Here is a 13668-nt window from a genome sequence, read left to right as displayed (position 1 = left end):
GCGTTTTTTGAGGTAAAAAGTTTACCTCCTGTAACGCCCCTAGTATGATGAAGTGCCCACGGTAAAAATCGTTTTATTAAATTAGAGCATGGTATAGAACTTCAATTGGATGTACTGCTTTTTTTCCTGTTCCATCCATTATATGGTGCCTACAGCTTGTTCCTGGAGCTGCAATTACTGTAGTATCAGAAGTATTTCTTACAGCTGGAAATAAAACCAGCTCTCCGATGGCCATGGAAAGATCGTAATGCTCTTTCTCGTATCCAAATGATCCTGCCATTCCGCAGCATCCCGATTTAATTTCTTGGACGCTATAGTTTTCCGGAAAATCTAAAATGTACTGGGTTGCTGCCGTTGTAGCAATAGACTTTTGTTGGCAGTGTCCGTGAAAATGAATATTCAGAGGTTCTTTCGTAAACTGGCTTTGGGTTATTGCTCCTTTTTGCATCTCCTTCATCAAAAATTCATCAATTAAAAATGAATTTTTGGATAGATGTGCTGCTTTTTCCTTGTTCTCTGAGGTTGCTAGATCTGGATATTCATCCCTAAAAGATAGAATAGCAGAAGGTTCTATTCCTATTAGAGGGATATTATCTTTTATTATGGGGAACAGCATTTCGATATTCTTGTTGGCTATTCTTTTGGCTGTACGAACAAAGCCTTTGGATATGTAGGTTCTTCCACTTTCTAAATGCTCTGGGAAGATAACCTGATAGCCTAACTTTTGAAGAAGCAAAATAGCTTTCATTCCAACCTCTACATCATTATAGTTGGTGAATTCGTCGTTGAAGAAGGCTACTTTTTTTGTTTGAGAAAGGGACTTATTGGCTTTTTTATGCCAACTTTTTAGCGTGTGCTTATGGAGTAAGGGAAGGTTTCTTTTTTCACTAAAGCCAAGTAATTTTTGAATTGGATTGGCAATTACTTTAGTTCCCATAAAGAAGTTCGTAATTCGTGGTGCTACACTACCAACCTTATAGATGTAGGTGATGTATGCAATAAGCCTAGCTCTAAGAGGAATGCCTTTAGCATCGTAGTAATGCTGCAAAAACTCAGCTTTTAATTTGGCCATGTCAACATTCGACGGACATTCTGACTTACATCCTTTGCATGATAGGCAGAGGCTTAGTATATCATATAACTCTTGGCTTTCAAATGGTTTGGCGCTATTTGTTAGCACGTCTCGCAGCATATTGGCCCTCGCTCTGGTGGTCTTATTTTCATCTTTGGTGGCCATATAGCTGGGGCACATTGTACCTCCTGCAAGGATTGTCTTTCTGCAATCTCCAGAGCCGTTGCATCGCTCGATTGCCCTTAAAAAGCCTTCAGACTCCGAGTAGTCAAAAATGGTGCTATATTCTTTGTTCGCTGAATTTTGCTGATATCGAAGGAAGGTGTTCATTGCTGGTGTATCAACAATCTTATTTGGATTGAAGATGTTGTGAGGATCAAAAGCCTGCTTGACTTCTCTCATCATTTGGTAGCAGCGTTCCCCAACCATTAATGGAATAAATTCGCCTCTAAGCCTACCATCACCATGCTCTCCGCTTAGCGAACCGCGATGTTTTTTTACCAGAATAGCCACATCGGTAGCTATTTCTTTAAAAAGAATTACATCATTGGGGTTTTTTAAGTTGAGAATAGGACGAAGGTGAAGTTCTCCGCTCCCAATATGGGCATGGTATACACAGTCTAGCCCGTATTTTTTTAGTATTTCCTGAAAATCATTCATGTATGCAGGAAGCCTTTCTGGAATTACTGCGGTGTCTTCAATAACCGAAACTGGCTTTGCATCGCCTTTCATATTTGAAAGAACTCCCAGTCCAGCTTTCCTTAAGCTCCACACCTTGGATGTGTCAGATCCCCAAACGATGGGGTAGTGGTATCCAAAGCCGTTGGCCTTCATTTCAGATACAATTGCGTCATACTTGGAGGTAATTGCCTCTTTCGTATCTTCTGCTAGCTCAATTATAAGAATGGCAGCAGGCTCTCCCTCTACAAAAAAACGGTTACGACTTTGCTCTATGTTACCTTTTGTGAGGTCGAGAATGTTCTTATCCATCAGCTCAACTGCAGTAGGCTTGCTTTTTAAGGCAACTAAGTTTGCCTTAAACGCTTCCTCTAACGTACTTAAATGGATGCAAATTAAGGCTTTCTCTTTAGGTGGGAGTGGAACCAAGTTTAGCTTGGCCTCTGTTATCAACCCTAAGGTACCTTCCGATCCTGCAATTAGTGAGCATAGGTTTATTTTTTCTTCTGATGTTCCAAAAATGCTGTTGTCAATAAGAAGATCTAGCGCATATCCTGTATTTCGTCTTTTGAGCGCTGGTTCCGGGAATTGTGCTTTTATTTCCTCTACATTTTCGGGTTGGGATAGGAGCGTATTGATTTTGCGATAAATGCAACCTTCAACACCATCTGCATCTAACTTTTCCTTGAACTCTGATTTTGTAATTGGCTTAAATAGAATTTCTTTTCCATCCGATAGAAGCATTTTTACCTCCAATAGGTGGTCGCGAGTGCTTCCGTATACCACCGAATGCGAACCGCACGAGTTGTTTCCAATCATTCCTCCAATCATACACCGGTTGGCGGTAGATGTTTCTGGACCAAAGAATAGTCCATACTTTTTGGTTGCAAGGTTTAGCTCATCCAAAATGACTGCTGGCTGTACTCGCACCCAATGCTCCTTTTCGTTGATTTCCAGAATTGAAGTAAAATTCTTCGAAATATCAACCACAATTCCTTGTCCTACAACTTGTCCTGCAAGCGAAGTCCCTGCTGCTCGTGGTATGATGGGAACCTTATGCTTATTTGAAAAATCGATTATCGCTCGAAGGTCATCGTTATCTTTTGGAAAAGCAACGGCAATAGGTCGTTCGCTATAAGCCGAAGCATCAGTGGAGTATATGGTTAAATGAGTGTAGTCGTAACGGAGATCGCCTTTAATGGAGCTGGCCAACTCGGCCAGTAGGGATGGGTAATTTAAGGAGTTCATTGATCGCTATTTTGTGCGCTAAAGATATTAAAAAATAGAGGGAGGGGGAGCTAGGGGTAGAAGCCTTTTTGTAACATATTTATTGTTAATAAAATAACAAATATGATTTTTTTGATGATGGTTGTATATTGCTGGGAATTATATATTTATAGGTGTGAGAAATAATGTTAAATATTAGAGGGTCGGGAAAATTTCACCTACCTTTGAAGCACAATTTTTAACCAGTTTAATTATCAGAAATACAATGGATTTACTCCGTAATATTAAGGAAAATGCCAAAAAGCACGGGAAAAAGATCGTGCTGCCTGAAGGGACTGAAATCAGAACACTAAAAGCGGCTGATATTATTCTTCAGGAAGGAATTGCGAACCTAGTATTAATTGGCAATCCTGAGGAGATTTCTAGACTTGCTACCGAAAATGGCCTGACAAATATCTCGAAGGCTGAGGTGGTAGATCCAAATAACAACCCCAAAAAGGATATTTACGTTAACAAGATGCTCGAGCTTCGTCAGAGCAAAGGGTTAACGCCAGAGGCTGCAGAAAAGTTAATCGTAGATCCGCTTTACTTGGCCACTCTTATGATTAAATGTGGTGATGTAGACGGAGAGGTTGCTGGTGCAGCAAACACTACTGGAGATGTGCTTCGTCCTGCATTCCAATATGTAAAAACGCTTCCTGGTATTAGCGTTGTTTCTGGCGCTTTTATTATGATTTTGAAGGATAAGGAGTATGGAAATGATGGTTTGATGGTATTTGCAGATTGTGCAGTACATCCCAATCCAACAGCACAGGAACTTGCAGAAATAGCCGTGGCTACAGGAAAGACAACACGTGCGATTGCTGGCTTTGAACCTAAAATAGCCATGCTAAGCTTCTCCTCTAAGGGTAGCGCAAAGCACGAAATGGTTGACAAGGTGGTAGAGGCTACACGTTTGGCCAAGGAGATGGCTCCTGATATGCAAATTGATGGGGAACTTCAGTCGGATGCAGCTATTGTTCCAGCCATTGGTCGAAGTAAGGCTCCGGGTAGCGAAATTGCCGGACAGGCAAACGTTCTTGTATTCCCAACGCTTGAAACGGGTAACATTACCTATAAGTTAGTGCAACGACTAGCTCATGCTGAGGCTATTGGTCCAGTACTACAAGGTATGGCGGCTCCGATAAACGATCTTTCTAGAGGTTGCTCTGTTGAAGATATCGTTAACCTAGTGGCAATAACTGCTAATCAAGCGGCCGGAAAATAGAGTTTTGAGTTGACTAAAACTACACATATAATGAATATATTAGTTCTGAACTGCGGTAGCTCGTCTGTTAAGTACCAGCTGCTTGTAATGAAAAGTGAAACAGAGAACGATGTTCTTGCACAAGGTTTGGTGGAGCGTATTGGTCTTCCAGACGGAATTCTAACCCACAAGCCAACAGGTAAGGATAAGTATAAGGTTACCCAACCAATTCCTGATCATACCGTAGGTATTAACCTAATCATTAATGCCCTTACAGATAAGGAGCATGGTGTGATTAGCAGCGTAAACGAAATTGATGCAGTAGGACACCGTGTTGCCCATGGTGGCGAGCACTTTAAGGAAAGCGTGCTTATTGATGCAGATGTAAAGGCTGGTATCACCAAACTTTTTGAGCTGGCACCACTTCACAATCCTGCACACATGAAGGGTATTGAGGCTATGGAAGCAATTCTTCCAAACGTACCTCAAACAGCCGTGTTTGACACCTCTTTCCACCAAACAATGCCTGCAAAGGCGTTCCTATACGCAATACCATATAAGTTTTACCAAAAGTATGGTATCCGTCGCTACGGATTCCATGGAACTAGCCATAAGTTTGTTGCCGAAAAGGCATGCCAAATTACAGGCTTAAAGTTCGAAGAGAGTAAGATTGTAACCTGCCACCTTGGTAATGGTGCATCTATCACTGCTATTGATAAGGGACAATCTATCGATACCTCAATGGGCTTTACCCCTGTTGATGGATTGATGATGGGTACCCGTAGCGGTAGCGTTGATCCAGGGGTACTTCTTTTCTTGGCCGATAAGGAAAACTTGGACATCAAGGGCGTTAGCGACTTGATTAACAAGGAGAGCGGTGTTAAGGGTGTTACCGAACTTTCATCTGATATGCGTGACGTAGAGTCGGCAGCAGAAGAGGGTAACGACCGCGCACAGCTGGCTTTGAATATGTACTTCTACCGCATCCTTAAATTCATAGGATCGTATGCTGCCGCAATGGGTGGGGTTGATCTTATTGTATTTACCGGTGGTGTTGGCGAGAATGATCCAAACCTTCGCGAGTTTATGGGCGAAAAGCTGGCATTCTTAGGTGTTGACTTTGACTTTGAAGGCAACAAGGGTGTACGCGGTAAGGATAAGGTACTTACCAAGCCAGCATCGAAGGTTAAGATGATGGTTTGTACAACTAACGAGGAGCTGGTTATTGCAACCGACACCATGCATATTCTATCTAAGAAGTAATCGTTACGACGATATAACGAGAAGGGGGAGCGGTTGCTCCCCCTTTTTATTTGGGTAGCCTTGGCACCATTGCTAAAAAGAGGAGCAGGGCCTTTTTACATAAAATTTAAAACTGGTTTCTAAATTATTTTGGGTGTGTGCTTTTTGATTATTATAAAAAGTGTTACTTTTAGTGCGAAATTGAAAGCAAATAAAGCGAAACGGTAATAATTGTAAATTAAAACGCATTATGGCAATTAGCAAACTAGATCAAATGTTTGATCTTCTTAAGACAAGGAGTAAGAAACGTATTGTTGCTGCCTATGCCAATGACTCCCATACCATTGGAGCCGTTAGTATGGCAATCGATAAGGGATTGGTTGACGGAACCCTGGTTGGCGATAAGGATACCATTCATAAGGTTTGTGCCGAAGAGGGCATTGATGTTGCTAAGTTTGTAGTTGTTCACGAGCCTAACGAGATTAAAGCGGCACGTAAGGCTGTAGAGCTGATCAATGCAGGTGAGGGCGATATTCTAATGAAGGGTTTGGTGAGCACCGATAACTACATGCGTGCTATTCTGAATAAGGAGAATGGTTTGCTTCCTCCTAAAGGTGTTTTAAGCCATGTTGCTGTAATGCAAATTCCAACCTACCACAAGCTGCTATTTGTAAGCGACGTGGCGGTTATTCCATATCCAGATTTGAACCAAAAAACGGCCATCGCCAACTACCTTATAGAGTGTGCCATGATGCTTGGCATCGAAAAGCCAAAGGTGGCTGCCATTACCGCATCTGAAAAGGTTTTACCAAGCATGCCATCGTGCGTGGAGGCCTCTATCTTGGCAAAAATGTCGGAGCGTAAGCAGCTTCGCGGCGGTGTTTTGGATGGACCTATTTCGTTGGATGTGGCCATTGATGCCGAAGTTGCCCAAATTAAGGGTGTAGGTGGCGAGGTTGCAGGTGATGCAGACTGCCTTCTTTTCCCCAATATCGAGGCTGGAAACGTGTTCTACAAGACCGTTACCAAGCTTTGTGGCGCCGAACTTGGTGCTATTGTATGCGGAACTAAGGCTCCTGCGGTGCTTTCGTCGCGTGGAGACTCTTCCCAATCGAAGCTATACTCTATTGCGCTTGCTGCGCTTGTTGCGAAATAACCTAAAACTTCAATTATATGACCCCTATCAAAAGTCTTGATGAGCTTATTGAAAGGTTAAAAGGCAACGGCATAAAAAGCCGTGTTGCCGTAGTGCTTGCCCAGGACGAAAACACCCTAGGTGCCATCTCCGAAGCAGTTGATAATGGTCTCGTCGAGGCTTTTATGATAGGTGATGAGAAAAAGATAGTTGACAAGTCGAAGGCTGAAGGTATTGATCCCTCAAAGTTTACCATCATCAACATTTCGAATGACATTGCTGCGGCGCAGGAAGCCGTGCGCATGGCTCGAAATAACGAGGTGGATATGGTAATGAAGGGGCTGATTAACACCGATAAGTTCCTGAAGGCTGTGCTGGATAAGGAAAAGGGCCTAATGCTGCCAGGTGCGGTTATGAGCTACGTTTGTGCGCTGCAAATCCCCGCCTATAGGAAGCTCCTTTTCATCTCAGATCCAGCCGTAATACCATTTCCAACGCTTCAGCAGAAGGTGGCAATGGTTGGCTACTCGGTAAAGATGGCCAACCGTTTTGGGATTGAGAATCCCAAGGTGGCCCTTATTAGCGCTGTAGAGAAGCCAACCGAGTCGATGCCTAACACGCTGGTTGACGCTACCATTTGCCAGATGGCAAAGCGCGGGCAGCTGCCAGCTTGTACCATAGATGGGCCGTTGGACGTATTTTTAGCTTGCGATCCTAAGAGCGTAGAGATAAAGGGCATTCCAACACCTGTTGATGGCGATGCCGATGTGCTCATATTCCCAAGTATCGAAGCTTGCAACTCGTTTTACAAGGGGCTTATGCTCTTTGCCGGTGCCGAGCTGGGTGGTTTCATCCAGGGAACGTCGAAGCCGGTAATCGTAATGTCCAGAAGCGAGAGTGCCAAATCTAAGCTTTACTGCATTGCAACAGCCTCGCTGATGGCGCAGTCGAATCTTTAGTAGGCATCAAGTAAAAAGAATCGTAGAATAAAGAAACCAAAATAAGATGGATAGCTACATAATATTGGCAATCAATCCTGGCTCAACATCAACCAAAATTGCTGTTTACGCCAACGATAAGAACGTATTTCTAAAAAATATCAAGCACTCGACCGAAGAGCTGCAGCCATTCGAAAAGATCACCGACCAGTTCGAGTTCCGCAAGGAGGTAATCCTAAAGGAGCTGAAGGAGGCTGGTATCGACTTGACCTCTATTAAGGCGGTTGTAGGCCGTGGTGGCTTGGTTAAGCCAATAGAGTCGGGTGTTTACGGCGTAAATGATGCCCTAAAGGCCGACCTACGTAAAGGGGTGATGGGCGAGCATGCCAGCAACCTTGGTGGTCTGATTGCAGACGATATTGCCAAGGCTATTGGTGCAGCTGCTTACATTGCCGATCCAGTGGTTGTAGACGAAATGGAGGAGGTTGCCCGTTTTGCTGGACATCCACTTTTCTCTCGCCTTTCAATCTTCCATGCCCTAAACCAGAAGGCTATTGCCCGTATTTACGCCACTCAGGTTGGCAAGAAGTACGAGGAGATGAACCTAGTTGTAGCCCACCTTGGTGGTGGTATCTCGGTAGGTGCTCACCGTCAAGGGCGCGTGGTTGATGTAAACAACGCGTTGGATGGCGAAGGTCCATTCTCGCCCGAGCGCGCTGGTACGCTACCTGCTGGTCAGCTGGCTAAGCTATGCTTTAGCGGAGAGTATACCCACGAGCAGATTAAGAAAATCATCTGCGGTAAGGGTGGTCTTGTTGGCTACACCTGCAGCAACGACGCCTACCAGCTACAGCTTAAGATGGAGGCTGGCGATGCCGAAGCGAAGCTTATTCAGGATGCCATGTCGTACAATATCTGTAAGTGGATTGGTATGATGGCTGCCGTGCTTAAGGGCAAGGTGGATGCTGTTATCCTTACTGGCGGAATGGCGCACAACCCACACATCGTAGAGTACGTTAAGGATATGGTATCGTTTGTAGCACCAGTGGTTGTTTACCCTGGCGAAGACGAGATGGCAGCCCTAGCCATGAACGGGCTACTTGTACTTAGAGGCGAAGTATCGCCTAGAGTGTACGCCTAGTGCCGAAAACTGATAGAGCAAATATACTTCGAAGCCCTCTTTTGGCATTTGCCATGGGGGGCTTCCTTTTTGGCTACACTCAATATTTGCAAAATGGGGTATCGCCATTGCCATATTCGGTTATCTTTACCATGTTTTATGCAATTGTTTACTAATTGGGCTTTCTGCAACAGATGTTTTCAAAGCAAGATATATTTTCGAAGGAGTGGTGCGACATTGTTTTCAAGGGACGTAACAAAAAGTATGGTGCTTACGAACTTAGAAGAGATGCCAATAAGCGCCTAGGAAGAGCCTTGCTTGTGGTTGCTGGTAGTGCCATACTGCTGGGAGCCATCCCCGCCATTGTTGTAAACGTGATGAACGAGGAGCGGGAGACCAACGTGGAGGTAAACATGCTCTCCAAGATCAAGATCGAGGACGAGCCCATTCCCGATTTACCCAAAGAACCCCTAACCTTCGACGATCTTCCCAACAACCCCATTAAGGCCGAGAAGAAGAACGAGCTGGCCGGCAGCATCACCATTGTGCAGGATGGCACCGCCACCGAGCTCGGTAACGGTAAGGCCACCGAAGCCGCTAAGGACTCTATCGATGCCGACGCCTCGCTCTTCCTAAAGCAGCAGGAGGCGGCCACCGAAGACGAGGAGGTGATTGAGAATACCCCCGACGATATGGCCCAGTTTGAGGGGAAGGATGCCGTGTCGGCCTTTAGAAGCTACATTGCACGCAATCTGAAATATCCTGAACAGGCCATGGATTCGAAGATTCAAGGCACGGTTTATGTACAGTTTGTGGTGGAGAAGGATGGAAGCCTGTCGCACATTACCATACTTAGGGGCGTGGTGCCGCTCATAGATCAGGAGGTGGTGAAGGTGGTAAAGGCATCGCCCGCTTGGACGCCTGCCAAAAAGAAGGGCGTGGCGGTTCGTGTTTCCTACACCATTCCAATTGTTTTCCAAATAAACTAGCCAAAGGCCCTATAGTTGGGTTTTGTGGTTTATGTTGCTACCTTTGCCGCAATGAATAGACTTGCCAAATACATAGCCGTTGCATTTATTCTGCTATTTACCTACGTAAATGCCGAGCGCTATAGCTATGTAGCCGAGCAAGGTCGTATCGTTGCATCGAGCACGGCATCTGCCGAGATGACCTTCGATGTAAATCCCTACTTCGGATCGTACGATGCCCGTAATCAGCAGTCGTCCTACTCGGCCAAGCAGGTAATCAGCGAGCGTAGCTCCTGCTTCTCCTCTGGCATTTGGGGCTTTATTCCCCGATCCGAGATGAGGATGGCCTCCGTTACCGGCATCTTTATTCATATCTCGAGGCATATTTACCCGAGCCTCCCCATTTCGGAGCTGATCTTTCCCTTTAACTACTTTTGGTAGTAGCGTACTTGCCCTTTAGTTTTTTTACAAGCAGAGGTAAGCGGCTATAAGATGGTGCGCTTCTTTTGACTTTGTAGCTACTTAGCGCGAGCTTATCCGAACGACCAAAAAAACTGACGCTGTTGTACCCCCAAGCGGATATCTGCTGATTGTACATGCACGATTGCTGCCGTTTCAGCAGCAACAGGCCGTTAGCGTCTTGTAAGGATAACCGCTACTTAACGTCCGTATAGGACATTTACATCATTACAAAAAAAGAAGTTGATATGGGATCGGTACTAATAGGTATTGCGGCTATTGCTGCTTTTGTTATACCCGTTGTGTTTATACACAAGCATAGCCAAAAAAAGGGAGAAAAAAGAATTCAGCAGCTGCTTAACGCCGCTAAGGAGAAGAACGTAAACGTATCGGAGTACGACTTCTGCAACGAGACCTACTTTTTGGGCCTCGATGCGGCCAGCAAAACGCTGTACTATAATAAGAATATCGGAGGCGTAGAAAGCAGCCTGGTGGTGCCGCTAACGGCCTTTAACGCCATTCGGGTAAGCAACGTCTCGCGCTCGTCGGGCTCGGTATCTATTGTCGATAGGGTTTGCCTGGCGGCTACCCCCATCAAGAAGGGGGAGAGCGACGTGCTTATCGAGCTGTACGACTCGGGCTACAGCCCTTCGGTTTTCGAAAGCATCGAGATGGCCAAGAAATGGGCCGCAAAGCTTAACGCGATGGTAGCCCCATCGTAGAGTTGCTACTTGCAGATTGTACTATACAACGTCCTGCGGTAGTTTCCGCAGGACGTTTTTGTATCAGCATACCCACTATTATTAATTAAAAAGAAAAAGTTATGAGACAAATTACCATGAATTCGCAGGATATAGAACGAATTCAGGCGGCGCTTAAAGAGGCGATCGCACAAAGCAAGATTAACCCATCCGAGGCCAGCGCCCTTATTCAGGAGCTGCGAAAGGCCAAGGCGGTGGAGCCCAAAAAGGTTCCGGCCACGGTGGTGACCATGAACTCCATTGTCGAAATATTCATAGCCTCGACGGGCAAAACCATGACCATACAGGTGGTTTACCCCGAGCATGCCGATCTGAAGCAGAACAAGATCTCCATTCTATCGCCCATTGCCGCCGCCATTATTGGCTACCGGGTGGGCGACGAGGTGAGCTGGACCGTACCCGCGGGACAAACCACCATCCGCATCGAGAAGCTGGTGTACCAGCCCGAGGCCGCTGGCGACTACTCGCTGTAGCGCCCAACCATTGCGCGCAGCCTCGCAGAGACACGATGCCCGTGTCTCTTTTTTATTGTTGTCGCCTAACGGCGTAATGCGCCAATACGGTGCCGTTGATGATATCTGAAAGATGCCAATAAACGTGGTAAGGGTTATTCGTAGCGCCGTTCGGGAGAGGCTGCGCCTCTGCCGAATCTATTCTGCAGGCTATAGCCTGCCATGATAGGACCGACGAAGGCAGGAGCCTTCGCCGAACGACGGACACGGTGCCCATGTCTCTTTTTTTATTGTTGCTGCCTAACGGCGTAATGCGCCAATACGGTGCCGTTGATGATATCTGAAAAATGCCAATAAACGTGGTAGGGGTTGTTCGTAGCGCCGTTCGGGAGAGGCTGTGCCACTGCCGAATCTATTCTGCAGGCTGTAGCCTGCCATGATAGGACCGACGAAGGCAGGAGCCTTCGCCGAACGACGGACACGGTGCCGTGTCTCTTTTTTATTGTTGTCGCCTAACGGCGTAATGCGCCAATATGGTGCCGTTGATGATATCTGGATGATGCCCATAAACGCGGTAAGGGTTATTCGTAGCGCGGTTCGGGAGAGGCTGCGCCTCTGCCGAATCTATTCTGCAGGCTGTAGCCTGCCATGATAGGACCGACGAAGGCAGGAGCCTTCGCCGAACGGAGGATACGGTGCCGTGTCTCTTTTTTATTGTTGCTGCCTAACGATGCAATGCGCCAATACGGTGCCGTTGATGATATCTGAAAAATGCCAATAAACGCGGTAAGGATTGTTCGTAGCGCGGTTCGGGAGAGGCTGCGCCTCTGCCGAATCTATTCTGCAGGCTGCAGCCTGCCATGATAGGGCCGACGAAGGCAGGAGCCTTCGCCGAACGACGGATACGGTGCCGTGTCTCTTTTTTTATTGTTGCTGCCTAACGATGCAATACGCCAAAACGGTGCCATTGATGGTTATCGGAACGATGCAAAAAAAGGCGCAGCTCTTATTGAGCTACGCCTTCAGCCACAAAAATAACTCCAAAAGCTATCACAGACTATTTGGAAATCTTTTTATCATCATCTTTTTTGTTTTCGCGGATGGTTGCCCGGCTCTTAAGCGTGGTAGCAAACGGTGCGATGGCGCCGTTAATCTGCTCGATGGCTGCAGCTACCTCGGGCTCGTAGTCCGATACCGAATCGAGGTACTTAAACACCTGCACCACCGAGGCGCGCAGCCTGCGTGTAGCCTCTATGCTGGTAAGGCTGTCGGCCGATTTACCTTCCTGTATATGCTGCCAGGTGTCGCCCAAATCGGTTACCTCCGTTTTTAGCCTTGCCACTACCTCGGTAGCGTCTATGGTGGCCACATCTATTTTGAGCGTTGCAGGCTCGGCAAGATCACCAAGCAGCTGGTTCATGGCATCCACCTGAACCGGAATACGGAACTTCTGCATGTTGAACCCACGGTGACGGATGGCGGTAAGCACCCGTTCGCCTGCGCTGCTGATGCTCTCGTCGCGGCGCAGCGAGGCGGCGGTGGCCAGCCCCTTCAGCTCCTGGAACGAGGCGTCGCACAGGGCGTCCTTCGCATGCAGCTCCTTGGTCTGCTCCGGGTTGGCGCTCGATCCAACGGCCCCATCAAAATCAGCCTTAATTTCCGTGATGGTGTCCACCATCTTTTGAGGAACATGCTTGCCTGTTACCAACACCGTCAGCTTGGCAATTAAAAATGCCGCCAGCGAGCCTAGCTCCTTAACCTGTAGCCTACTTAAGTTAACCTGTAAAATTCTAGTCATAGCATTTTATTTTTTTAGTTACTGTTAATGCACAGGTGAAGTATGGCTGTTGGTTAATCCACCTATGCGGGTTTTTGAGTATGGGTTTTGAGAACCTGCCATAAATTTCGAAAATTGTATTTAATTAACAAAATGTTTTGTCAAATATTTTTTCGACACCCTGCATACAAGCGTTATAGTTCGTTTTGGTAATTACCAACAATACAACTAGTGTGAAACTACGACCAGCCAATTGAGCTTTTATTAAGCGTTTCGGTAGGCTATTGGCATCTCCGATAGCCTAAAAAATGGACATCAGCTGATGGATTAGCATTTTTCCGAGCGTCGAAATGGTGATCAGCTGATGGATTAGCATTTTCCCGAACGTCTAAATGGTGATCAGCTGATGGATTAGCATTTTTCCAAGCGTCGAAGTGGTGATCAGCTGATGGATTAGCATTTTTCCGAGCGTCGAAGTGGTGATCAGCTGATGGATTAGCATTTTTCCGAGCGTCGGAGTGGTGATCAGCTGATGGATTAGCATTTTTCCGAGCGTCGAAGTGGTGATCAGCTGATGGATTAGCATTTTTCCG

Annotated in this window: 12 protein-coding genes; 9 read left to right on the top strand and 3 right to left on the bottom strand. The window is 46.3% G+C overall.

Annotation, left to right across the window (positions count from 1 at the left end):
- Positions 1 to 76 precede the first annotated feature (76 nt).
- The gene (locus L990_RS08015; protein WP_052180844.1) at positions 77 to 2998 is read right to left on the bottom strand and encodes an FAD-binding and (Fe-S)-binding domain-containing protein; all 2922 of its coding nucleotides are present in this window, start codon (positions 2996 to 2998) and stop codon (positions 77 to 79) included.
- 244 nt (positions 2999 to 3242) lie between these two features.
- Here L990_RS08015 and pta point away from each other — a divergent pair, with 244 nt between their 5' ends.
- The 9 genes from pta to rnk all read left to right on the top strand — a co-directional run bounded on the left by pta (position 3243) and on the right by rnk (position 11319).
- On the top strand, positions 3243 to 4244 hold the full coding sequence (gene pta / locus L990_RS08010) for a phosphate acetyltransferase (RefSeq protein ID WP_047447475.1): 1002 nt from the start codon (positions 3243 to 3245) through the stop codon (positions 4242 to 4244).
- 30 nt (positions 4245 to 4274) lie between these two features.
- Complete coding sequence (locus L990_RS08005) at positions 4275 to 5486, top strand: acetate kinase (RefSeq protein ID WP_047447473.1); 1212 nt, start codon at positions 4275 to 4277, stop codon at positions 5484 to 5486.
- 229 nt (positions 5487 to 5715) lie between these two features.
- Positions 5716 to 6621, top strand: a complete 906-nt coding sequence (locus L990_RS08000) for a phosphate acyltransferase (RefSeq protein WP_047447471.1) — start codon at positions 5716 to 5718, stop codon at positions 6619 to 6621.
- A gap of 17 nt (positions 6622 to 6638) precedes the next feature.
- A complete protein-coding gene (locus tag L990_RS07995) occupies positions 6639 to 7559 on the top strand; it encodes a phosphate acyltransferase (protein WP_047447469.1) in 921 nt (306 codons plus the stop codon).
- A 46-nt stretch (positions 7560 to 7605) separates the two neighbouring features.
- The gene (gene buk, locus L990_RS07990; RefSeq protein WP_047447468.1) at positions 7606 to 8679 is read left to right on the top strand and encodes a butyrate kinase; all 1074 of its coding nucleotides are present in this window, start codon (positions 7606 to 7608) and stop codon (positions 8677 to 8679) included.
- Between the two features lie 173 nt (positions 8680 to 8852).
- On the top strand, positions 8853 to 9647 hold the full coding sequence (locus L990_RS07985; protein ID WP_047447466.1) for an energy transducer TonB: 795 nt from the start codon (positions 8853 to 8855) through the stop codon (positions 9645 to 9647).
- 51 nt (positions 9648 to 9698) lie between these two features.
- Positions 9699 to 10067 (top strand): hypothetical protein, encoded by a 369-nt coding sequence (locus L990_RS07980; RefSeq protein ID WP_047447463.1) that lies wholly within the window; start codon positions 9699 to 9701, stop codon positions 10065 to 10067.
- A 266-nt stretch (positions 10068 to 10333) separates the two neighbouring features.
- Positions 10334 to 10807, top strand: coding sequence for a hypothetical protein (locus L990_RS07975; RefSeq protein WP_047447460.1), 474 nt, complete (start codon positions 10334 to 10336; stop codon positions 10805 to 10807).
- Between the two features lie 101 nt (positions 10808 to 10908).
- A complete protein-coding gene (gene rnk, locus L990_RS07970) occupies positions 10909 to 11319 on the top strand; it encodes a nucleoside diphosphate kinase regulator (RefSeq protein WP_047447456.1) in 411 nt (136 codons plus the stop codon).
- A 1036-nt stretch (positions 11320 to 12355) separates the two neighbouring features.
- Here the strand turns inward: rnk and L990_RS07965 are convergent.
- Both L990_RS07965 and L990_RS20205 read right to left on the bottom strand, forming a co-directional pair.
- The gene (locus tag L990_RS07965) at positions 12356 to 13096 is read right to left on the bottom strand and encodes a DUF6261 family protein (RefSeq protein WP_047447453.1); all 741 of its coding nucleotides are present in this window, start codon (positions 13094 to 13096) and stop codon (positions 12356 to 12358) included.
- A gap of 367 nt (positions 13097 to 13463) precedes the next feature.
- On the bottom strand, positions 13464 to 13668 hold a 205-nt coding region (locus L990_RS20205), incomplete at its 5' end, for a hypothetical protein (RefSeq protein WP_047447450.1).

The sequence above is a fragment of the Alistipes sp. ZOR0009 genome, from assembly GCF_000798815.1.
Classification (GTDB): domain Bacteria; phylum Bacteroidota; class Bacteroidia; order Bacteroidales; family ZOR0009; genus Acetobacteroides.
The sequence above is the reverse complement of the archived record's forward strand: the minus strand, read 5'-3'. Positions and strand labels throughout refer to the sequence as shown.